The following is a 22818-nucleotide window of genomic DNA, read 5'->3' as shown; positions in this document are numbered from 1 at the left end:
GAGGGCGATGCATGACAGATCCGCGCAGCTTTCTGGCGCAGGATCGGCCGCGCTTCGCCTCGTCCAAAAAAATAGCGAGGAGTGGGTCGATGAAATCGCGCATTGCCAAGTGGCTGTGGATCAGCCTGGGTTTTCTGGCCCTGACCTTCGGAACGCATGCGAGCGCCGCGAGCTACTGGCTGGACTCGCGTTATGACACGAGCCAGACCCACTACCCCACCCCTGAAGACGCCTGCATCATTGGCGAGCTGCAGCGGCGCATGGCAGGCTACACGGCCACCAGTCCCCTTCCGCATCGATACAGCAATGCCTACACCGGACCCGACATGGGACTGGGTGAGCGGATCTGCCGAGGGAGCATCGAGAAGCGGCAGTTCAACGTCTGGCTGCCTGTGGAGGTGGTCGACACGCTGGTGTACGGCCCACTCGAGGAGCCGGCGCCAGCGTGCGACCCTTCGCTGGTCGATCCGATCACGGGCAAGTGCGCGGCGCCCGAGCAATCGTGCCGCCGTGATGACGGTGCCATGTTTGGTGCCCCCATTCTTCCGGCCACTGCGGAGAAGTACCGCTCGGAGCTCGACTTCGTCGACGGCGGGCCTTCGCCGCTTTCGTTCCAGCGCACCTATCGCAGCACGTGGGGCGCCGATGCAGCCCGTCCGGCTGGTTCGCTGAGCAAGGCCTGGGCTCACAACCATGCGACAGTCCTGAAGTTCACTCCCGCCGTCAATCCCACGTCGGTCGCGATCAACAACGCAGAAGGCACACTGCGGGCATTCACCAAGCCCTCGGGCGCCACCAACTGGACGACCACGAACAGCGCAGACACGCTGGTGCAGGCGGGCAATGGCACCTGGTCATACCGCCGCGCCGACGATGACGCGACATTGGTGTTCGCGGCCGACGGCAAGTTGCAGACCCTCACGCAGCGCAACGGATGGGTCACCGCGTATACCTACAACACGGCGGGGCAGTTGGCGACCATCACCAATGGGTTCGGCCGTACGCTGACGCTGAACTACAACGCAAATGGGCTGCTCGCATCCGTGTCGACGCCCGATCTGCGGAGCATCGCCTACGCCTATGACGCCGCGGGACGGTTGTCTGTGGTCACGTACCCCGACACGAAGACTCGCACCTATGTCTACGAGAACGCGACGTATCCGCAAGCCCTGACGGGCATCCTGGATGAAACCGGCGCACGCTTCGCGACCTTCAGCTATGACGCCCAAGGCCGTGCCGTCGACACGCAACTTGCGGGAACGGTGAACCGCTACCAGGTGAGCTACCCCTCCGCGAACTCCGCGACCGTCATCGATCCCCTCGGCACGAGCCGCAGCTACAGCTACGGCACCACGAAGGGCGCACTGGCCGTGACCGGCGGTTCCTTGCCTTCCGGCAGCGGCGGCACCGACGCGGCCTCCCGCACCCAGGACGGCAACGGCTTCGTGACCTCCGAGACCGATTTCAAGGGCGTGGTCACCACCACCACCTGGGACCCGGTGCGTCGCTTGCCGACGACCGTGGTGCGGGCATCCGGGACTCCCGAAGCGCAGACGGTCACGACGCAGTGGCATCCAACGTTCAGGCTTCCTGCCACAGTCACGCAGACCGGACGCATTACGACCTACACCTATGACGCGAACGGCAATCTGCTCAGTCGCGCCGTGACCGATACGGCCACCTCGCCCAACACCACACGAACCTGGCAGTGGACCTATAACGCACAACACCTGGCCGACACGCACACCGAGCCGAACGGCGCGGTGACCAGTTATCTCTACGACACGTACGGCAACCTCACGACAGTGACCAATGCGTTGGGCCACGCGACCCTCTATGCCTATGACAGCGCGAATCGGGTCACGAGCGTCACGGCGCCGAACGGTCTCGTCACCACGTACACCTACGACAACCGGGATCGTCTGTTGACCAAGACGGTCGGTGCCGGACTGGCCGGCCAGCAGACCACCACGCTGACCTACAAATCAACAGGCGCTGTCGACACGGTCACGCTGCCCGCGGGACTCGTGCTGAGCTATACGTACGACGCCGCGCACCGCCTGATTGGCTGGAGCAACAACCGCGGCGAGAGCGGCACCTACACGCTCGACCCCATGGGCAATCGCACGGGCGAGCAGTTCCAAAACAGCGGTGGTGCGGTCGCCTGGAATGCCGTGCGGACCATCAACAACCTCAACCGCCTGTCGGGCAAGACCGAAGGGCCGAACCAGACGAACAGCTTCGGATACGACGCCAACGGCGAACTGAGTTCCGAGACCAACGGCCTGAATCAGGCCACGCAGTACGGGCTCGATGGCCTGCGTCGTGTGAAGATCATCACCAACGCTGCGAACGCGACTGCCGCGCTCGCCTACAACGCCCTGGATTCCGTCACCAGCGCTACTGATTTCAAGGGCGTTGCCACCAGCTACACGCGCGATGCATTGGGCAACTCGACCACCGAAGCCAGCGCCGACACGGGGGCCGGGAGCGCGCAGTACGACGCCCTCGGTCTTCCCAAGCAGATCACCGACGCGCTGGGACAGGCAACCACGATCACCCGCGATGCGCTCGGCCGTCCGACCCAGTTGCTCTTTGCGGATGGCCGAACGACCACGCTGACTTATGACGCGACGACCGCAAGCAGGGGCTATCTCAGTTCCTTTACGGACCGCAGCGGCACCACCGCCTACACCCGCGATGCCTTTGGCCGGGTGGCTGTCAAACAGCAGACCTTGGCGAGCGGAAGCGTGCAACAGGTGATGTATGGCTACCATGCAAACGGAACCCTCGCCACCATCAGCTACCCCAACGGCAGCCTGCTGCTGTACACCTATGACACCACGGGGCGCCTGACAGGGGTGGACTGGAACGCCCAGCCGCTGCTCACGGGCATCGCCTGGAACGCGCTCGGCCAGCCGACCGCGTGGACCTGGGCTTTCGCGTCGCCCGCTCTCTCTGCAAGCCGGACCTACGACACCGCCGGTCGGCTGACCGCGACCGAGTTCGGCAGCTACGTCTACGACGCCGCGGGCCGGATCACCAGCCTGACCCAGAACCTCTACAAGCCGGGTGACACCAATCCTGCGAACAGCACGATCGCCAATGCCAACGTGACCTGGACCGTGGGCTATGACGCCGTCGGGCGCATCACCGGGTTCAATGCGACCGGCGACACCGCGGGCTTCGGCTACGACCCGAACGGCAATCGCAGCAGCAGCACGCGGAGCATCGGAAGTCAGACCACCAGTCGCACTTATACGGTGGGCAGCGGCAGCAACCGACTCACGGGCTTCAGCCAGACCGTGGGCACCATCACCACCGGCGTGACCTATGGCTACAACGCCAATGGAGATCTCACGAACGATGGTCTGCGCAGCTTTGCCTACGACCCCGAAGGACGGCTGAAGACGGCAACCACCGGCGCGACGGACAGCAGCCCCACCGTCCGCTACGCGCACAACGCCTTGGGCCAGCGACTGTTCAAGACCGAACCGGTCTATCCCCCGCAGGGGACCGCGGGTGCTGCACTGAGCGCCTTCTTCGCGAAGGAATGGACACCGGCAACCGTTCAGGCCGAGCAACTGGGCTTTGCCTTTGTTTATGACGAGGCTGGCGCGTTGCTCTCGGAAACGGGCAGTGGTGGTGCCAACAGTGCTGGCCAAGCGCAGTACATCTACCTCCCTACGGCCAATGGGCCGATGCCGATTGCTGCGGTGATCGACGGCGCTACCTACGCGATACACAGTGACCATCTGAACACGCCAAGAAAACTCACCAATGCGAGCGGACAGGCGGTCTGGCAGTGGAGCTACAGCGCGTTCGGCGAGGACAAGCCGACTCTGGCGAGGAACCGCTTCGCCAATCTCGAGACGACACCCAATCCGGGCACCACAAACATCGCCGAGGTGAAGTTCAACCTGAGGTACCCGGGACAGTATGCCGATGAAGAGTCCGGACTTTTCTACAACTACTTCCGTTCGTACGATCCCCGAACTGGCCGCTATCAACAAGGTGACCCCATAGGTTTGGTGGGCGGATGGAACCGATTCAACTATGTTGATGGAAATCCGCTTGGCGGGACTGATCCGAGAGGGTTGCAAACGGTCGTACGTGGGCCGCGTGGCATACCGATTCCGGTTGGTCCAAGTCCAGTTCCGCAAGGCAGTTCTTATGATCTGGACGGGATTCCCATCCCACCACCGGCGCTTTCGTGGCCTCAACCCAGGCCAGTTTCACCCCTTGATTTCACGATCCCGGGGTTGATCCTCGACCTATGCAAGGGAATCAGTGATCGAATGTTCTCGACCGGGGGTAAGTCGCGAAATCAACCACCTGCGCCATTGCCCGATGCAGATGAGCGGCCGCACTCCATCATCGAGTCTCCTGGCAAGGACGGGCAATACACCACGCACAATGGCGACGGAACCGGGAAACAATATCGGGGATCAGGCCAGGATCATGGGGGCATTCCTCGGCCTAACGTCAAGGAGTGGGGCACAAACACGTCGCCTGACGGCCGAGTTTTCATTGACAAGGGGCGAGTGCGTCCCGCCCAGCCAGAGGAAGTACCGAGGAACTGATGAGCACTCAATCGGACAATTCATACCAAGCATTCGAACGCATCAATTCACCGAAGCATGTCACGGGGATCGACTACGTTCAGACGATGTACAAAGCCGCTAACTTGCCAGTTGACTTTGTGGTTCAGTTCTCCAGGTTGTTTTGGCCAGATTTTCTCTTGGTTGATGGCAAGACGTTCGTGAAGAGCCTTTACGAACCGGAGAGGCATGCGTCGCTGCTTGCTACAGATCCCATGTCCGCGCAGTACTGGAGCAATTTGCTCGAGGTGACCGGGCTCTTCGACGATCTTTCTGTAGATCAAGCTCGCGGACTGGCAGATGTCATCGCCAATTGCTGGAACGCCAAGCTGGCGGTTGAATTTGAGGGGGGCATCGACCGTGCGCGTGCTGTCTGGGATCAACCCACTGACGAGGTCTTCGTGAGCATCGAAGCAGAGAAAAAATCTTCTTGAACTGCACGGCTTTCTGCGGTTGCTAGTCACGGTGCACGAGAGCTTTCGCGGGACCGCGTATCGAGGTCCGACGGAATGAGAGTTTTCATGTCATCTGCCTCCTGCGAGAAGTCGCTCGCCAGTGGCGCTCTCGCTGGCTGAGCGGGAAGAGATCTCCCGCCTGGTGGTGGCAGGGCAATCGATCCGCTCGATCGCTGCGCGCCTGGGTCGCGCACCTTCGACAATCAGCCGTGAACTCAAGCGCAACGGGGGAGCAGAGTGCTACCGTGCAATTGAGGCCGACAGTGCCGCTTGGACTCGGGCCTGCCGACCCAAGGTCTGCAAACTCGTGAGCAATCGAGCTCTCGCGGGAATTGTCAGCGGGAAGCTGCGGATGCTGTGGTCGCCAGAGCAGATTGCCGGGTGGCTCAAGCATACTTACCCCCAGCGACGAGCGCTTCCGCGTGTCACACGAGACCATTTACCGCAGCCTGTTCATCCAAGCGCGTGGCGCTTTGAAGAAGGAACTGTTGCAGCACCTGAGGCGCACAAGAGGGATGCGTCGCTCACGCCACTACACCCAGAAAACCGAGCTTCACGGGCAGATCGTGGATGCCGTGTCCATCAGCGAGCGCCCAGCGACTGTCGAGGACCGAGCTGTGCCTGGTCACTGGGAAGGAGACTTGTTGTTCGGTAGTCAGAACAGCCAGATCGCCACCCTCGTGGAGCGCCAGACACGCTACCTCATGCTGGTGAAGCTGGATGGCAAGGACACGGAGACTGTGGTGAACGCCCTGGTCAAGCATGCTCGCAAGCTTCCCGAGGAACTCTACAAATCGCTGACCTGGGATCGGGGCAAGGAGATGGCTGGACACAAGCGCTTCACGCTCGCCACCGACATCAAGGTGTTCTTTTGCGATCCTCAGAATCCCTGGCAGCGAGGAACCAACGAGAACACCAACGGTTTGCTCAGGCAGTACCTGCCCAAGGGCATCGACATCTCGGGTTACTCACAGGCCAAGCTCAACGCCATGGCCAGACAATTGAACGAGCGGCCGAGGAAGACCCTTGGCTATCGGACACCGGCTGAAATGTTCAGTCAGTGTGTTGCATCGACCGGTTGAATCCGCACCGGCAAGCGGACGTTCGCTCGGAGCAAGGCCAGTGACGACCACCCCTGCGCTATCCTCTCGCTCCCGACCGACGAGTTACTGACATGGGTACCAAAAAGATCCGCTTTAATGATGTTCGCTATCGACAGGGATTCTTGGAGGTCAGCGCGAACATTCATCCTGGTCACATCAACCTCGAGACTTGGGAAATTCATCCTGATCTCGACATCTCCGAAAAGCAGTTCGACGACGAAGCGATCACAGACGATTGTGTAGTGGCAAACACAGAGGTCGAGTTAAACGTCGAGCAGGCAAAAGCATTGGTTGCAAGCCTTGAAGCCGCTATCGCGCACGCCTCAGGTAGTGGACGCACCAAAAGCGGACATAGTTGAGCGGCAGGTAGTGGCCGAGTGCGGTCTTCGGCTACCGCCAACTCACTGGCGGAGCGGGCCTGTGCGACGGCGTCAAGGTCGCAATCTAGCCGCTAAATTCCAAACTTAAGGAGGCAAACCCCGAAGAATTCCAACTTGCATGAAGCAACGGTTCCAAGCGCAGTGATTGATCAGCGCGTAGATGCTTCAATGCAAAGTGACGCAAGGCTCATCCCTTCTGATAGTCATCACTCGGCGGCCGTTGCCGGCCGGCAAACAACGACTTGCGGATGACCGCGTGCACGCCCCAGTTGCCGTCGACGACTTGCGTCACGCCGAAGTCGACGGCAACCGACATCAGGGAAATCGCCTCGTCCTCGGTCAGCCCCATCGCGGTCATCAGGAAGCGCCGGGTCTTGCGGAAGGCGTCGCGCATGGCCGGGTCGAGCGACGACTTCTCGTAGATCGCGCTGCGCGCCTTGTCGCCGAATTCCTTCAGGTAGTCCGCATGGCTGAAGCCGTGGATCACCCATTCGTCGGCGGTTTCCACCAGCGGATAGTCGATGTCGGCATAGGGTTCGCCCTGCAGCCGGTCGGCCTTGTGCAGAACGATCTGGAACACGCCCGTCAGCGAGCATTCGATGGCCGTGCCGCACAGCTCGCTGTCGCCCTGCGAGGCGTGCGGATCGCCCACCGACAGCAGCCCGCCGTCGACCGCGACCCGCAGGTAGAGGGTGGCGCCCTTGGCGATGCGCCAGTTGTCCAGGTTGCCGCCGAAGCATGAAGGCGGCACCGAATCGACGAGGCCGGTCTCGGCGGGCGCCACCGCGATCACGCCGAAGTGCGGGCGCACCGGAATGGTCACGCCCTGGAGCACGCCGTGGTTCTCGACGATCGATGCGCGGTCGACCGGGATGCCGGGATAGTCGATGGTTGGGTGCAGCACGCCGTTCGGATCGAGCTGCGGCGTCCAGCGAAAGTTGTAGACGGCATGGGCGCAGGCATGGCCTTGGCTGCAGTCGACCTCGTAGATGGTCACCACCTCGCGCTGCCTGGGCTCCTCGATCAGGTCGTCGTACTGGAAGCCCCACCAGGCGGCGGCATTGCTGCCGAAGGCCCGGCCTTCGTACTTGGCATCGGCTGCGAGGCGCGGCGCGAGATCCAGGATGCGCACCTCCAGCACGTCGCCGGGCTGCGCATCCTTCACGTAGATGGGCCCGGTACAGATGTGCACTCCGAATCCTTCGCCGCTGCCCCGGCCGTAGATCGACGCATCGGTAGGGCCGGCGCCGCGGCGGTCCACGGCCTTGTGCTCGCGCGTCCACTGAAAGACGCTTTCGGCCCCGGAGTCGCCCTTGATCATGCGCTCGTGGTCGTCATAGGCGTGCTGCGTCAGCGTCTCGATCGTCACGATGTCGCCCGAGGCAATGGTCAGCACGGGCGGGATCGAGCGGCCGAAGTAGCCCCAGTGGATGGTTTGCGCGGTGGCTGGCAGGTGGTGATGGTGGCCGGCCACGACGCTGCTGCCGTGCTGCAGGGCCGACGCCGCCTGTGCTGCGGTTGCGGCGCCGTCATCGGCCATGGCCCGTGCGTCGATGCGGGTGGCCGAGGCCATCGGGTCCTCGGCCGGCGTCTCGAAGTAGCCCGACGGCCAGCCGCGGCGGATGCGCTTGCGCAGCGACTGCTGGCTGGCCTCGTTGGCCTGCTGGCGGTACTGCCGGGGCGACATGCTGTAGCGGTCGCGGAAGCAATGGCTGAAATGCGCCGGGTCGTTGAAGCCCCAGCGAAAGCAGATGTCCGAGATCGACAGGTGCCCGTACTGGCGGTTGGCAAGGTCGGCACGGCAGCGTTCGAGGCGGCACTGGCGCACGTAGGCCGTGAAGGTCTGGCCGAGGCCCTCGAAGAGCTTCTGCACCAGCCGCTCCGACAGGCGCTCGTGGGCCGCCACGGCGGCCAGGGACAGCGATGCGTCGCTCAGGTTGGCCTCGACGTGCTGGCAAAGCCGGTGCACCGTGGCGGCCCGCGTGCTGCTGATGGCGGGGGAGGCCGGGTCCTGGCGGGCGGCCAGGCTCGTTGCAATGAACTCCGACAGGGCCGACTCGACCGGCGCAACGTCGTCGTCGCTCAGCGTATCGAAGGCGTCGGCCAGCGCCGTGAGCGTGCCCGCGAACATGCGGCCCAGGCCGGCGCGGCCCGACAGGTGGCCGAGCGCGAATGCGGGACCGCCGGGCAAGCGGGCCTTCAGGCTGGCACGCGGCATGGATACCATGAACTGCCGGAAGTTGGAGCGGAAATCCAGCCCCGCCTGCGCCTGGGCCGGTCCGAAGACGATGTCGCCGGGGGCCAGCTCGATGGTCCGCCGGCCATCGTGCAGCGCCGCATCGCCGCTCAGGTGCAGCGCGAGCCAGACGGCATCGGCTGCGTCGCCCAGCCGCTGGATGGTCTGGGGCGACGAGGTGATGCGCGCCATCCCGACTCCGCGTGCGCTGCGCCCGGCGGTCAGCGTGCCATAAAGGGGCGCCGCCGCCGGCGCCATCTGCGGCCTGAGGCGGTGCAGGTGCAGGGCATCGCGCCAGGCGTGGGGTCGCTGGTGCACCGGATAGGAGTCGGTCGAGAACTGTTCGAACTGCACGGTGGCGCTTTCTGGTTGCTTGCGCAGGGCGCGCAAGACACGTGCCACTCGCCACGGCGCCGCAGTTGGCACGCAACTGGCTTGCAGTGATGCGATGTCCCCCATCTTTCACATGATCCCCGGTGCACCAGAACCGGTCGCTCCGTTCAGCCACGCGGTCGAAGCGGACGGCTGGGTGTTCGTCACCGGGCAGATGCCGTTCACCGGCACCTCGCTGGACGCACCCTATCCCCCAGGCATCGAGGCGCAGACGCGCCAGGTGTTGAAGAACCTCCAGACGGTGCTGGCTGGTTGCGGACTGGGCCTGGAGCACGCGCTGTCGGTGCGCGTCTACCTCACGCACTTCGATGAAGACTACGCGGCGATGAACGCGGTCTACGCCAGCCATTTCGCGAGCGGTCGGCGGCCCGCGCGGACCTGTGTCGGCGTGACCGGCCTGGCGAAAGGGGCCCGCATCGAGATCGATCTCGTGGCACGGCGTGGCGACGCGCAGGCCGCGGCCGGCCTGCCCGGGATGTTCTGAGCGGCAACTCGCGCGAGGCCCTATGCGCCCGCGCGGACTGCCGGCCCTGCGCTGGCGTTCCGGTAGAGGGTCGCGGCGATCAGCGCCGCGCCGGCAAGGCAAAGGACCGCCAGCACAACCAGCGCGTGACTGGCGCCCTGGGTAAAGGCCGCCACATCCGGGTTCGAAAGCCCCGCGCCGCCGCCTCCCAGGATCATGCGCTGCGAGCCGGGTGGAAGCTGCGCCATCGCCACGCTCAGCGTCAGCGCGGTGCCGATCATGATGCCGGTGTTCTGCAGCGTCGACCGGACGCCGTTGGCGATGCCCCGGCGCCGGGGCGCCACGCTCTGGAGGATCGATGTGTTGTTCGGCGTCACGAAGCTTCCGATGCCCAGGCCGAGCACCCAGAGGCACAGCGACAGCTGCACGGCGCCGATCGCCGGCTGCAGCAGGGCGGCCAGCAGCGCCAATGCGAATCCCGCGAGCAGCATGCCGGCCACGCAGATGGATTCGGGCCTGAAGCGTCGCGTCAGGGTGCCTGCCAGCGGCGCAGCCATCAGCATGCCGAATGCCACCGGTGCGATGCGCAGGCCCGCCTGCGACGGCTGCAGGCCCGCGCAGGCCTGCAGGTACAAGGCCACGAGCAGCAGGGGGGCCGCCTGCGTCATCGACAGCAGCAGGATGCCCGCGTAGGCGGTCCGGCGTGCCGGGTCGCTGAACAGCGAGGGGTCGACCAGCGGGCTGGCCACGCGCATCTGAACGCCGGAGAAGAGGGCGATGGCGCACAGCCCCGCGAGCATGAAGGCCCACACCGGCGTGCTGGTCCAGCCGTGGGTGCCGGCCATCGAGAGTGCATAGGTCACGCATCCGATGCCGACGAGGGACAGCGCCGCGCCTGCGAGGTCGAAGCCTTCGGCCCCGGCGGCCGCATTGCGGGGCAGCACCTTCCATGACCACGTCAGCATGCCAAGCCCGATCGGCACGTTGAGCATGAAAAGAGCGCGCCATCCCCACCACGACACGACGAAGCCGCCCGCCAGCGGTCCCACGACCTGGGCCAGCGCCGCGACCATGGCGAGCACGCCCAGCGCCAGCCCCATCCTGCGGCGGCCGAAGGCATCGCCCACCAAGGCGCTGGCGTTGGCCATGACGCCGGCCGCACCGATGGCCTGGGCGATGCGGCTCGCCAGCATCAGTTCGGCGGTGGGTGCGAGGGCACATGCCGCGCAGGCGGCCACGAAGAGCCACAGCCCCGCGAGGAAGAGCCGGCGCCGTCCCCAGAGATCGGCCAGGCGTCCGAAGCTCAGGATGCAGACGGTGCTGACCAGCATGTAGGACAGCAGGATCCAGCTCGCCTGCGCTGGCGAAGCGTGCAGGCTCCGCGCCACGGCCGGCAGCGCGACATTGAGTGCGCTGAGATTGAGACAGCACAGCAGCGCGCCCGAACTTGCGGCAACGAGCACCGCCCAATCGGCCCTGCCGTCGTCGTCGTCGTCGTCGTTGCGGCCGTCGTCGCGGTCGTGGTCGGCCATCCTCGATTCAGTCCTCGCTCCTGAACCCCGAGGCCTTCACGATAGGGCGCCAGTACGCGCGGTCCTCGTTCATGATCCGCGTCACTTCCGCGCCGGGGAGCCCCGTCGGCTCCAGGCCCATGCGATCGACTTGCGCGCGCACCTGCGGATTGCGCATGGCGGCGAGCAGGGCCGCTTCCAGCCTGGCAGCCACGTCCTTCGGCGTCCCTGCCGGCACGAAGGCGGCATAGGCGGCGTTGGCGCGGTCGAAGGCGTCGTAGCCCGATTCCTTGATCGTCGGAACGTCGGGCAGCCAGCTCAGCCGCCGGGTGCCCGCAACACCCAGGACCCGCAGCTTGCCCGCGCGGTGGAGCTCGAGCTGGCTGGCGAGTGCGTCGGCGCTGAGCGGCACGTGGCCTCCGACGATGTCGGTCGCGAGCGGCGCACCGCCCTTGTAGGTGACCGGCGCGAGCGGCACGCCGATGGCCTTGGACAGCTGCAGCACGCTGAAGTGCAGTCCGCCTCCGAGGTTGGTCAGCCCCACGCTGGCGCCGGCGGGGTTCTTCCTGATCCATGCGACGTATTCGGGAACCGTCTTGAACGGCTGGTCTGCGCCGGCGGAAAGGACACTGGGCACGATCGCCAGGTGCGCGACCGGGATGAAGTCCTTGTCGACGTCGTAGTTCAGCCGCGCATAGGTCATCGGAAAGAGAACGAAGGGCGGCGTCGAGCCCAGCAGGATGGTGCGGCCGTCGGACCGCGCGGCCTTGACGGCCTCGATGGAAATGCGCGTCGAGGCGCCGGGCCGGTTCTCCACCAGCACGGGCTCCTTGAGCGTGGTGCGCAAGTCTTCGGCCAGCGAACGCGCCAGGCTGTCGAGCGCGCCGCCGGGCGGAAAGCCGATGACCAGCCGGATGGGCGCATCGGCATGCGCGGCGGCGCCGATCAGGGCGATCGACGCACCGAGAAGAAGTGTCTTGAAGAACGAGGCCATGGTGGGTACCTGCTGAGTTGAGAACGAAACGAGAGAGGCGGGCTCAGAAAGCGAGGGTGGGCAGCGCGTTCGCCGGCCGGTGCGCAGCTTCGAAGAACGACGCGGCCTGCAGCAGCTGCAGGTCCTCGCGGAACCGGCCGACGAGCTGCATGCCGATGGACAGGCCGTCACGGCCTGCGCCGCACGGCAGGCTGATGGCGGGGTGGCCCGTGAGGTTGAAGGGCATCGTCCACGGAAACCAGTTCGCCCGCACTTCGGCATGCGTCTCGCCGTCGATCTCGATGCTGCCGAACAGGTCCTGGTCGATCGGCAGCGCCGTGCGCGAGAGCGTCGGCGTGAAGATGAAGTCGTGGCTCTCCAGCTGGGCCTGGACCTTGCGAAAGAGCGCAGTCCTGGCGAACATGGCCTGCTGGAAGGCGACCCCGTCGACGTGCTCTGCCAGCGCGAGCTGTTGAAGCAAGGACGGACTCAGCTGGTCGGCATGCGCCGCGACCAGCGGGGCGAAGCGGCCGCGCCAACTGGTGTGGTTGATCACCCGCCACACCGGCTCGACGTCGTATCCCTCGCTCGACATCTCTTCGAGCTCCGCGCCCATCGAACGCAACGTGGCAAGGGCGGCTTCGAAGGCGGCGGCGACGTCGGCGGAGATCGGACGCCCCTCGAGCGTTGCGCAGTAGAGGATCCGCTTGCCGCGCAGATCGCCGCCGGGCTGCAGGGCGTCGAAGTAGCGCTGCGCCGGCACACCCAGTGACCAGGGATCGGACCCGTGGGCGCCGGTCATGGCCTGCAGCATGAGCGCGGTGTCGGCCACGTTGCGCGTGGTGGGCGTCACATAGGTGTAGTTGCCGAAAGCGTCCTGCACCTGGCTGTGGGGCACCACGCCCAGGCTCTGCTTCAGGCCGACCACGCCGTTGCAGGCGGCGGGAATGCGGGTCGAGCCGCCGCCGTCGGTGGCGATGGCCAGCGGCGCGATGCCGGCCGCGATGGACGAGGCCGCCCCGCCGCTCGAGCCGCCGCTCGTGCGTGTCGCATCCCATGCGTTGCGGGTGCTTCCGAACAGAGGGGCGTCGGTCAGGCACTTGGCGCCGAACTCGGAGGTGGTCGTCTTGCCGATGAGGATGGCGCCGGCCTGGCGCATGCGCGCCACGGCGACGGCGTCCTGCGTGGGAACGTGGTCGCGATGCAGCAAGGAGCCGTAGGTCGTCCTGACGTTCTCGGTGTCGACGATGTCCTTCACCGTGAAGGGCAGGCCGTGCAGCAGGCCCAGTGTCTCGCCCCTCGTCACGGCACTTTCCGCCTCGCGGGCCTGCGCCATCGCCTGCTCGTGGCAAAGCGTGATGAAGCAGTTCAGGTGCGGCTGGACGGCGTCGGCCCGGCGCAATACTTCTTCCACGATCTCCACCGGCGAGAGCTTGCGCTGCGCAACGAGTATGCGCATCGCCGCGGCGGACATCTCGCAGATATCGGACTTCGGAAGACGAGGAAACTTTTGCATGCGCAAATGATTGATGCGCCGCAACATCGAGTCCAATACTGTTTTCTTGAAAAGGCATACGACCAGCGTATGGCAGCACCCGACTTCAGAACGCTCCGCTACTTCGTGGCGGTGGCCGAGGAACGCAGCGTGGGCAAGGCGGCACGCCGGCTCAACATGGCCCAGCCGCCGCTGTCGGTCCACATCAAGAACCTGGAGGCGGCGGTGGGCACGCCGCTGTTCCGCAGGGCGGCGCGCGGCATGGAGATCACCGACGCCGGCAATGCGCTCTTCCAGCGTGCGAAGGAAGCACTGCTGCTTGCCAACGAAGGCTTCGACGCGGCGCGGGCGATCGGGTCGGGGCGCCGGGGCCGGCTCACGATCGGGACCATGGTCGTGCTGTCGTACCTGGTGCTCCCCCGTTTGGAAAACATGCTTCGGGCGAAGCTGCCGGACGTGGAAGTCCAGTATGTGGAACTGAACGCCCTCAACAACGTCTCGGCCATCACCGACTCGGACGTGTCCGTGGCGATCTGCATTCCGCCCATCGCCCACGCAGGCATTGCAGCCGAACGCATCGGAACCCAGCCGCTGATGCTGGCCGTGCGCGCGGATTCGCCTTTGGCCCGAATGTCCAGCATTCCACTGGAGCGGCTGTCAGGCATGCCCCTCATCGGGCTCCCTATGCCCGAAGGAGACGTCGACAAATCCGTCGTCGCCTCGATGCTTCGGCGGCACGATGTCAGCATGCCGATCGCACAGCGGGTCGAGACCATGGTGTCGGCGCTGGCGCTCGTGCTGGCGGGCAAGGGCGTGGCCATCCTGCCCGCCTGCGCGCGGATCGGCCGGCCTCCGGGCGTGGTGTTCAGGCCCTTGCGCAACGCCGATGCCAGCATGGACATCGCCGCCTGCTGGCGCAGCGATTGGCAGAGTCCCCTGATCGAGCCGTTCCTGGCGTGCGCGCGCGCCTCGCTGCGGCAAGCGGCTTAGCTGAATGCTGTATTTGCTATTAAACGGAAGGGAATTTCACGATTCCTCCTTGGGTTTGGGTCCCTGCTCGATGACATATGACGCATTTCCTGGATACGTCAGTTGATGCCTTATTTGATATAATATCCGACCGTCGGCAGCGAATGCATCGCTTGAATCTGCTGATAATTGGATGGATTTTTATAGCAAATAAAGCTTATGAACAGTTTGCCTGATCTTGGCTGTGCGCTCGCGCGTTTGCGCAAGGAGCGCGGCATGACCCAAAAGGAGCTCGCCGCTTTGAGCGGCCTGGGCCAGTCCACCCTTGCACGCTTCGAGACGGGTGGTGTCGCCGAGTTCGGCTCGCGCAAGCTGCTGCGTTTGCTGGAGGTGCTCGGCCACGAGATGAGCTTCGTGCCGATGAAGCGCAGCTTCACGCTCGATGACGCGCTGGCGGAGCGGCAACGCGCCTTCGCGCAGGACAGCGAAACACACGGATGAAGCTGCACGTCTTCGTCCATGACAGGCCGGTGGCGACCCTGGAGTCTGCCGATGGTTTTCGCCACGTCATGGCCTATCACCCTGAGGTCGAACCCGCCCAGTTCGTCTCGCTGCTGATGCCTGCGCGAACGGAGTCCTATGCCTATCCCGACCTTCATCCCGTCTTTCGGATGAACCTGCCGGAGGGCTTCCTGCTGTCGATTCTGCAGGAGCAACTCGGGCCGCAGGTCGGCGCATCGCCGCTCAACCTGCTGTCAGTGGTGGGACGCAATGCCATCGGGCGCGTGAAGGTCGCCACGCCCGGTGCCGACCCGACACAGCCACCCGTACCCTTCGAATTGAGGGAAATCTTGCGCGGCGACAACTCCGAGGCGGCCTTTGTCGACCTGGTGCGCCGATACGCCGTGTCCGGGGTGTCCGGCGTCGTCCCCAAGTTCCTGTCGCCGAACGCACTGACCGAATACGGCAAAGGGACGCTGGCCACCGATCGGTACATCATCAAGGGGGCCACCGCTCGGCTCCCGGGCGTCGCGCTCAATGAACACCTGTGCATGGAAGTGTCGCGCCAGGCCGGCATTCCTGCCGCGATGACCGAAGTGTCCGAGGATGGCCAAGCGCTTGTGGTGCATCGCTTCGACGACGACGGCACCATGCGCAAAGGCATGGAAGACCTTTGCAGCCTGCTGTCGCTGCGGCCTGAAGAAAAGTACCAGTCGACATGGGAGCGTGTGGTCGGCCGCATCAAGGATGTCGTGGATTCGCCAGCACAACAGAATGCGGCGCTGTCGCAGCTGGCGGATCTGTTGCTGCTGACCTATGCGCTGCGCAACGCGGACTGCCACACCAAGAACATCGCACTGCTCTACACGTCGCGCGAGAGCATCGCCTTGGCTCCCGTCTACGACATGTTGACCACGACGGTCTACGACGACTATGCGAAGAATCCGCCGGGTATGCCTGTCGAAGGGCGCAGCACCTGGATGCCGGGCAAGGCGCTGGAGCGGTTTCTGCAGACACGCTGCGGCGTGATGCCTGCTCAGACCAAAGAGCGTGTGGATCGCATCTGCGAGTCCATCGTCCACGTGACCCCGCAGGTGGTCGAGGCGGCCGGCCGCTATCCCGGATTCCGCGAGACGGGCAAGCGGATGCTGCATGCCTGGAACGCCGGAATGAACAGCCTGCGCCTGCAGAGGACCTGGAGCCTGCCGTCGCTGGACGTCGCGATCAAGCGGGCGCGTTTCTCGGATGTGAAGCCCGCGATATCGGCCCCGCGGGAAAAGATGGGCCGCTCGCCGCTCCTGGGAAAGCGCTGATGCCCCGCAGGAGGTCGCCGTGGCGCAATGGTCAGCGGCCCGCCTCGACGGCATCGGCCAGTTCGGCCAGCGTGCGGAAGTGGAAGTCGGGCGCGGTGTGCTTGGATTCGATGGTGCCGCCCGACCCCTTCTGCGCATGGCGGCGCTCGATCCAGCAGGTGGCGATGCCCAGCTGTTTGGAGATGCCGATGTCGTGGTACTGGCTTTGCGCCACGTGCAGGTTGTCCGCCTGCCTGTAGCCCCAGGCGCCCTCGAAGCGGCCGCGCGCATAGGCGAAGTAGCGCGCGTCGGGCTTTTCGCACAGCGCATCGTCGCAGCTCAGCAGCATGTCGAAGGGCGAGCCCAGCGTCTTGTCGAAATGGGCCAGCGCCCATTGCTGCGCGTTGGTCATCGTCACCAGCTTGAAACGCTTGCGCAGCCGCTGCAGTGCCTCCACCGAGTCCGGGAAAGCCGGCCATTGCGCCACCGAATCGCGCAGGCCGCGGGCCAGCGCATCGCTGTCGGGCAGGCCCAGCGCGGGTGCGATCGCGTGCCAGCAGCGCTCCAGGTCGTCGGGGTACCAGCCGGCCTGGCCGTCAGCGCGTGCCCGGCGGTAGGCGGCCAGGAATTCGTCGTTGCTCACGCGGGCATCGGGCACCGCCGAGCGGAGGTAGGCGAGCATGCCGCCCTCGAAGTCGATCAACGTGCCGACGACGTCGAAGGTGAGAACCTTGAAATCCTGCAGGGACATGGGAACAGCTCCAATCGAAATGGAAAAGGCGCGCAGCGGCGAAGAGACGACACGGGTCGTTCGCCACGAGCATAGGAGCCTCGCTGTTCCTTTCCGGATCGAAGTGGGCGCACCAATCAGCATGTGATTTCGCAATCGATGCCGTGGCGGCATCTTGTATCGCCATGGCCCATGCGGGCGGTCCGTCAGCCGGCCGCGGGCTCGTCCGGAAGCTTCGCGATCACCTTGATCTCGAACTGGAAGCCGTAGAGCCAGGTCACGCCGATGCCCGTCAGCGTCGGGTGTGGCGCCTCGCCCCAATACTCCGCGACCACCTTCCAGATCGTCTCGAACTTCGATTCGGGGTCGACGATGAAGACCGTCACGTCGACCACGTCGTCGAAGCTGCAGCCCGCCGCCGAGAGGATCGCGTTGAGGTTGTCGAACGCGAGCCGAACCTGCGCTTCCAGATCGGGCTCCGGCGAGCCGTCGGGCCGGCTGCCGACCTGCCCCGACACGAAGAGAAAACCGTTGGAGCGGATGGCGGGCGAATAGCGGTTGCGTTCGTAGAGCGCCTGGCGGCCGGCGGGAAAGACAACGTTGCGTGCGGACATGGATCGGCTTTCTTGGAAAGGGAGGTTGCGATCGGTGGACTCTAGGACTGTGCGGCCGCTGGATAAACAGGCAGGACGCACAATGACTGTTTGCTCAGCCCAAACAATCGACCCGAGGCACAGAGATGGACCGATTCGATGCGCTGCAGGCCTTCGCCCGCGTGGTGGAGGCGGGCAGCTTCACCAAGGCGGCGCAGACGCTCCACATGAGCAAGACCACCGTGACCCAGCTGGTGCAGCAGCTGGAGGCGCGGCTGCGCGTGAGGCTCCTGAACCGCACGACGCGCCAGGTCAAGGTCACGGCCGATGGCGCCGCCTACTACGACCGCGTGGTGCGGCTGCTCGCCGACCTGGAGGATGCAGACGCCAGCCTGTCCGGCGCCTCGGCCTCGCCGAGGGGGCGCCTGCGCGTGGACGTGCCCACCCCCTTCGCCCGCATGATCCTTGTGCCCGCATTGCCGGCGTTCCATGCGCGCCATCCCGAGATCCAGCTCCACCTCGGCGTGAGCGACCGGATGGTCGACCTGATCGGCGACAACGTCGACTGCGTGCTGCGCGGCGGCGAGCTCACCGATTCATCGCTGACGGCGCGCCGCGTGGGCGAGCTGCGGCTCGGTGTCTTTGCGGCGCCGTGCTACCTGGAACGCGCCGGCACGCCCGTGCACCCGAGCGAGCTCGAGGGCACCCACCACCGCATCGTGGGCTACCTGAGCACGCGCAGCGGCAAGGTTGCTGCACTGCGTATGCAGCGGGGCGCCGAGCACATCGAGCTGCAGGGCCGCCACGTGGTCGCGGTCGACGACGGCAATGCCTACCTCGCGGCCGGCGTGGCGGGCATGGGCGTTCTCTGGCTGCCGCACTACATGGCCGCGCCCCACGTGGCCCAGGGCGAGCTGGTGCCGCTGTTCGAGGGCTGGCACTTCGGCGCGATGCCGATGTACGTGGTGTTCCCGCCGAACCGGCATGCCAGCGCGAGGCTGCGGGTGTTCATCGACTGGATCGACGAGCTGATGGCGCGCCATGCGCCGATTGCCGCGCTGGGCGATGCGTGACCCGTCGGGCGCAGTTGCGTCCAACTTAGACTCCCGCCCATGAAGTTCAAGGAAGTCGACGCATTCCGTGCCGTCATGCGCTCCGGTTCCATGACGGCGGCCGCATCCGACCTGTACACCTCGCAGCCCAACGTCAGCCGGCTGATCTCGCAGCTCGAAGCCTCCACCGGCCTCGAGCTGTTCCGCCGCAATGCGGGCCGCCTGACACCCACTGAAGAGGGGCTGGCCTTCATGCGCGAGGTCGACCGCGCCTTCGTCGGGCTCGATGCGCTCAAGGACGCGGCGCGCAACATCCGGCAGTTCGGCAAGGGCCGCCTGCGCGTTGCCGCCGTGCCCTCGCTCGCGATGAGCGTGCTGCCCACGGTGCTGCAGCAGTTTCACGCGAGCCATCCCGAGGTCACCGTCGCCATGGACACCAACAGCTCCCAGATGGTGTCGGAGTGGGTGGCAGGCCATGTGTGCGACCTGGGGCTGGTCTCCTACCTGCCCGGCAGCTCGACCACCGATGCGCATGCGGTCTGCGACGTGGCGGGCTGCTGCGTGCTGCCGCCGGGCCATCGGCTGGCCGGCAAGTCCTGGATCGAGCCCGCGGACCTCGACGGCGAGTCCTTCATCTCGATGGCGCACGGCGACGGCCTGCGCGCGGCGGTCGACGAGGCCTTCGCGGCGCGCGACCGCCGCATCATGCATTTCGAGACGCCCTATGGCTCGACCATCTGCCACATGGTCGGCCTGGGGCTGGGCGTGAGCATCGTCAATCCGCTGGTCGCGCGCAACTATGTGCATATGGGCATTCACGTGCGGCCGTTCCGGCCCAAGGTACCCTTCGTCAGCTACCTGCTGCTGCCGCGCAACCGACCGGGTAGCGCGCTGGTGGAGCGCTTCGCCGAGCTCGTGCAGCAGGTCATCACGAGCGAACTGCAGACCCTCGCGGACTGACACGCTGCGGCAGCCCATACGGTTTCCGGATGGGCGCCTGACGGAACCGTATTTGCGCCCGGGGAAGGGTGCCGCAATACTCGATGACACCGTGCCTCCCGCGTGCGACGCGGGCGGACCGCGCAGCTGTTGCCACTTCTTCCACGAGTTCGATCGATGACCTTGCCTCGGGCCTGGAGCCCCCCTTCGTTGTTTCCTTTCCTTGCAGCAACTGCCTGGAGAACTGATTGATGGTGTCCGCGACGACACCGGCCGTCTTCGATGTGGCCGTGATCGGCGGCGGCCTGGTCGGCAGCGCCATCGCCTACGGGCTGCGCGACTCGGCCGAGCATGTGGCGGTGCTTGACGAGGGCGACGTGGCCTTTCGGGCCTCGCGCGGGAATTTCGGGCTGGTCTGGGTGCAGAGCAAGGGCATGGGCATGGGCGACTACGGACGCTGGACGCTGGGCTCCACGCGCCTGTGGCCGCGGCTTGCCGCGCAGTTGCTCGAACTCACCGGCGTCGACGTGGCGCTCGAGCAGAACGGCGGCATGATCCCGCTCCTCGGCGACCTCGAGGTCGAGGCCCGTGTCGCCTGGATGCAGCGGCTGCTCGCGCAGCCCGGCATGGAGCCCTATCCGTGGAAGCTGCTGGACTACCACGAGGCGGCCGAGCTGGTGCCCGGCCTGGGACCTGAAGTGACCGGCGCCATCTGGACGCCCGTCGATGGCACGGTGAATCCGCTCAAGCTGCTGCGCGCGCTGCACATTGCCTTCGACCGCACCGGCATTCACTACCTGCCGCACCACGGCGTTCAGTCGATCGAGCAGCGCGGCGGCGAGTTTGTGCTCGCAACGGCCAAGGCCAGGGTGCGCGCGCGCAAGATCGTGCTGGCCTCGGGCCTGCACAACCAGGTGCTCGGCGCGCAGGTGGGGCTGCATCTGCCGATGGCGCCGCAGCGCGGCCAGATCCTGGTGCTCGAACGCACGCGCCGGCTGCTGACCACGCCCTTCGTCACGCTGCGGCAGAACGACGAAGGCAGCTGGCTCATCGGCGATTCGCAGGAAGATGCCGGCTACGCGGACGACGTCGTGACCCTGCCCGTGCTGGCCACCCTGGCCGACCGCGCGGTGCGCACGCTGCCCGCGCTGAAGGAGGTGCGCGTGGTGCGCTCCTGGTCGGCGCTGCGGGTGCGCGCGCAAGACGGCTTCCCGGTCTACGAGCAATCCGCCACGCACCCCGGCGCGTTCATCGCCACCTGCCACAGCGGCGTCACCCTGGCCGCGGCGCATGCGCTCAGGCTCGCGCCCATGATCGGCGAGGGCGCCCTGGCGAGTGAGCTCGACCCGTTTTCAACCCGGAGATTCCATGTTCAGAAGACTTGATGCGGCCGCCACCGAACTCTCGGCGCGGACGGTGCGCGTCACGGTGGACGGCGCCGTGCTGGCATGCCGCGAGGGCGACAGCCTGGCGGCGGCCCTGTTTGCCGGCGGTTCCAACGCCTGCCGCGACACGGCTGTGTCGGGCTCGCCGCGCGGGCCGTTCTGCATGATGGGCGTGTGCTACGACTGCCTCGTCACCATCGACGGCCGCGCCAACCAGCAGGCCTGCATGACGCCCGTGCGCGAAGGCATGGTGGTTGGCCGCCAGTCCGGTGCGCGCGAGGTGGCCGCATGAACCGCAGCGCTTCGAACGACACGCCCATCGGCGCCTGCGACCTGCTCGTGGTCGGCGCCGGCCCGGCGGGCCTGGTCGCCGCCACGCAGGCAGCGAGCCTGGGCGCCGACACGGTGCTGATCGACGAACAGCCCGCGCCCGGCGGGCAGATCTACCGCGCCGTGGGCGCCACGCCGCTGCGCGACCGCCGTATCCTGGGCGAGGACTACTGGCACGGCTTCGAACTGCTGGAGCCCTTCGCCCGCTCCGGCGCGCGGCATGTGGCTGGCGCGATGGTCTGGGCCATGAACCGTCTGGAGAAGGGCGGCTTCGAGGTCGCGTACACGGCCGATGGCCAGACGCATCTGCTGCATGCGTGCCACGTGATCCTGGCCACCGGCGCGCAGGAGCGCCCGTTTCCCATTCCCGGCTGGACGCTGCCCGGCGTCATTACGGCCGGTGCCGCGCAGATCCTGCTCAAGACCGCCGGGGTGGTGCCGAGCGGCCGTACGGTGCTCGCGGGTGGCGGGCCGCTGCTCTACCTGCTGGCCTGGCAATACCTCAACGCCGGCGTGCGGATCGATGCCATCCTGGAGATCACGCCGCCCGGACGCTGGCGCCAGGCGCTGCCGCATGCCTGGGGCTTCCTGCGTTCTGCGTACCTCGCGAAGGGGCTCAAGCTGTTGCGCGCGGTGCGCGCCGGCGTTCCCATCGTCAGCGGCGTCACCGGGATCGAAGCATTGGGCGAGAAGGGCGCATTGCAGCAGGTGCGCTACAGCGCGCAAGACCGATCGCATACGGTGCCGGCGGAGCAGCTCTTGCTGCACCAGGGCGTCGTTCCCAACACCAATCTCACTCGGGCCATCGGCGCCGAACATGCCTGGAGCGAGCGCCAGGATTGCTGGGAGCCGGTGGTCGATGCGTGGGGTGCCAGCTCGGTATCCGGCGTGACGATCGCCGGCGACGGCGCCGGCATCGCAGGCGCCATGGCGGCCGAACATCGCGGCCGGCTCGCAGCCCTGCACGCAGCCATGTCGCTCGGCAAGATCGACAAGGCCCGCCGCGACAGCGAAGGCCGGCCGCACCAGCGGGCCCTCGCGCGCGCAAGCCGGGGCCGCGAGTTCTTCGAAACTCTCTATCGCGCGCCCGACACATTCCGCCGCCCCACGGGCGACACCATCGTCTGCCGCTGCGAGGAGGTCACGGCTGCGCAGGTGCGCGAGACCGCGCGCCTGGGCTGCCAGGGGCCCAACCAGATGAAGAGCTTCCTGCGCTGCGGCATGGGGCCGTGCCAGGGGCGCTTCTGCGGGCTCACCGTGACGGAGCTCATCGCCGATGAACAGGGCCGCCATCCGCGCGACGTGGGCTACTACCGCATCCGCTTTCCGATCAAGCCGGTGACGCTGGGCGAATTCGCGACGCTGCCGCAGACCGATGCGTCGCGCGATGCCGTCATCCGCATCCGCAAGTAAGTGA

General features: G+C 66.1%; 18 protein-coding genes and 1 pseudogene. 13 read left to right on the top strand and 6 right to left on the bottom strand.

Annotation, left to right across the window (positions count from 1 at the left end; translation table 11 throughout):
- The first annotated feature begins 89 nt into the window (after positions 1–89).
- The 4 genes and pseudogenes from L1081_RS27165 (at position 90) to L1081_RS27150 (ending at position 6518) form a co-directional block, all read left to right on the top strand.
- Positions 90–4583 carry an RHS repeat-associated core domain-containing protein gene (locus tag L1081_RS27165; protein ID WP_489417732.1) on the top strand — a complete coding sequence of 1498 codons (4494 nt, stop codon included), beginning with the start codon at positions 90–92 and terminating at the stop codon, positions 4581–4583.
- Positions 4583–5035, top strand: a complete 453-nt coding sequence (locus tag L1081_RS27160) for a hypothetical protein (RefSeq protein WP_489417731.1) — start codon at positions 4583–4585, stop codon at positions 5033–5035. Before L1081_RS27165 ends, L1081_RS27160 begins: the two co-directional genes overlap by 1 nt.
- Before the next feature lie 97 nt (positions 5036–5132).
- A pseudogene (locus L1081_RS27155) lies at positions 5133–6138 on the top strand (IS30 family transposase); the annotation flags it as partial.
- A gap of 92 nt (positions 6139–6230) precedes the next feature.
- Positions 6231–6518, top strand: a complete 288-nt coding sequence (locus L1081_RS27150; RefSeq protein WP_489417730.1) for a hypothetical protein — start codon at positions 6231–6233, stop codon at positions 6516–6518.
- A 208-nt stretch (positions 6519–6726) separates the two neighbouring features.
- On the opposite strand, the gene L1081_RS27145 is transcribed toward L1081_RS27150, so the two are convergent.
- Positions 6727–9129 (bottom strand): acetamidase/formamidase family protein, encoded by a 2403-nt coding sequence (locus tag L1081_RS27145; protein WP_489417729.1) that lies wholly within the window; start codon positions 9127–9129, stop codon positions 6727–6729.
- Between the two features lie 94 nt (positions 9130–9223).
- Here L1081_RS27145 and L1081_RS27140 point away from each other — a divergent pair, with 94 nt between their 5' ends.
- A complete protein-coding gene (locus tag L1081_RS27140) occupies positions 9224–9652 on the top strand; it encodes a Rid family hydrolase (RefSeq protein ID WP_489417728.1) in 429 nt (142 codons plus the stop codon).
- A gap of 20 nt (positions 9653–9672) precedes the next feature.
- On the opposite strand, the gene L1081_RS27135 is transcribed toward L1081_RS27140, so the two are convergent.
- Genes L1081_RS27135 through L1081_RS27125 form a run of 3 tightly spaced genes read right to left on the bottom strand, consistent with a single transcriptional unit; the run spans position 9673 to position 13658 of the window.
- Positions 9673–11163 (bottom strand): MFS transporter, encoded by a 1491-nt coding sequence (locus L1081_RS27135; protein ID WP_489417727.1) that lies wholly within the window; start codon positions 11161–11163, stop codon positions 9673–9675.
- 7 nt (positions 11164–11170) lie between these two features.
- Positions 11171–12136: a tripartite tricarboxylate transporter substrate-binding protein gene (locus tag L1081_RS27130; protein ID WP_489417726.1), complete on the bottom strand. Its 966-nt coding sequence runs from the start codon at positions 12134–12136 to the stop codon at positions 11171–11173.
- A 43-nt stretch (positions 12137–12179) separates the two neighbouring features.
- The gene (locus L1081_RS27125) at positions 12180–13658 is read right to left on the bottom strand and encodes an amidase family protein (protein ID WP_489417994.1); all 1479 of its coding nucleotides are present in this window, start codon (positions 13656–13658) and stop codon (positions 12180–12182) included.
- Positions 13659–13700: 42 nt separating this feature from the next.
- Here L1081_RS27125 and L1081_RS27120 point away from each other — a divergent pair, with 42 nt between their 5' ends.
- From L1081_RS27120 to L1081_RS27110, 3 genes are all read left to right on the top strand, one after another.
- Positions 13701–14600, top strand: coding sequence for a LysR substrate-binding domain-containing protein (locus L1081_RS27120; RefSeq protein WP_489417993.1), 900 nt, complete (start codon positions 13701–13703; stop codon positions 14598–14600).
- A gap of 255 nt (positions 14601–14855) precedes the next feature.
- Complete coding sequence (locus L1081_RS27115) at positions 14856–15080, top strand: helix-turn-helix domain-containing protein (RefSeq protein WP_489417725.1); 225 nt, start codon at positions 14856–14858, stop codon at positions 15078–15080.
- Complete coding sequence (locus L1081_RS27110) at positions 15077–16393, top strand: HipA domain-containing protein (RefSeq protein WP_489417724.1); 1317 nt, start codon at positions 15077–15079, stop codon at positions 16391–16393. The genes L1081_RS27115 and L1081_RS27110 overlap by 4 nt, the downstream gene beginning before the upstream one ends.
- Positions 16394–16424: 31 nt before the next feature.
- Here the strand turns inward: L1081_RS27110 and L1081_RS27105 are convergent, their stop codons facing one another.
- A complete protein-coding gene (locus L1081_RS27105) occupies positions 16425–17123 on the bottom strand; it encodes an HAD-IA family hydrolase (RefSeq protein WP_489417723.1) in 699 nt (232 codons plus the stop codon).
- A 185-nt stretch (positions 17124–17308) separates the two neighbouring features.
- Complete coding sequence (locus L1081_RS27100; RefSeq protein WP_489417722.1) at positions 17309–17716, bottom strand: Rid family hydrolase; 408 nt, start codon at positions 17714–17716, stop codon at positions 17309–17311.
- A 125-nt stretch (positions 17717–17841) separates the two neighbouring features.
- On the opposite strand from L1081_RS27100, the gene L1081_RS27095 reads away from it, so the two are divergent.
- The 5 genes from L1081_RS27095 (at position 17842) to L1081_RS27075 (ending at position 22814) form a co-directional block, all read left to right on the top strand.
- Positions 17842–18768 carry a LysR substrate-binding domain-containing protein gene (locus tag L1081_RS27095; RefSeq protein WP_489417721.1) on the top strand — a complete coding sequence of 309 codons (927 nt, stop codon included), beginning with the start codon at positions 17842–17844 and terminating at the stop codon, positions 18766–18768.
- 39 nt (positions 18769–18807) lie between these two features.
- Positions 18808–19707 carry a LysR substrate-binding domain-containing protein gene (locus L1081_RS27090; protein ID WP_489417720.1) on the top strand — a complete coding sequence of 300 codons (900 nt, stop codon included), beginning with the start codon at positions 18808–18810 and terminating at the stop codon, positions 19705–19707.
- A gap of 230 nt (positions 19708–19937) precedes the next feature.
- Complete coding sequence (locus L1081_RS27085; RefSeq protein WP_489417992.1) at positions 19938–21071, top strand: FAD-dependent oxidoreductase; 1134 nt, start codon at positions 19938–19940, stop codon at positions 21069–21071.
- Positions 21055–21363 (top strand): 2Fe-2S iron-sulfur cluster-binding protein, encoded by a 309-nt coding sequence (locus tag L1081_RS27080; protein WP_489417719.1) that lies wholly within the window; start codon positions 21055–21057, stop codon positions 21361–21363. Before L1081_RS27085 ends, L1081_RS27080 begins: the two co-directional genes overlap by 17 nt.
- Positions 21360–22814 carry an FAD-dependent oxidoreductase gene (locus L1081_RS27075; RefSeq protein WP_489417718.1) on the top strand — a complete coding sequence of 485 codons (1455 nt, stop codon included), beginning with the start codon at positions 21360–21362 and terminating at the stop codon, positions 22812–22814. Before L1081_RS27080 ends, L1081_RS27075 begins: the two co-directional genes overlap by 4 nt.
- The last annotated feature ends 4 nt before the right edge of the window (positions 22815–22818 follow it).

Origin of the sequence: Variovorax sp. MSC1_012 (assembly GCF_023667525.1) — a bacterium.
Taxonomy (GTDB): domain Bacteria; phylum Pseudomonadota; class Gammaproteobacteria; order Burkholderiales; family Burkholderiaceae_C; genus Variovorax; species Variovorax beijingensis_B.
This window is presented reverse-complemented; position numbering and strand designations above follow the sequence as displayed.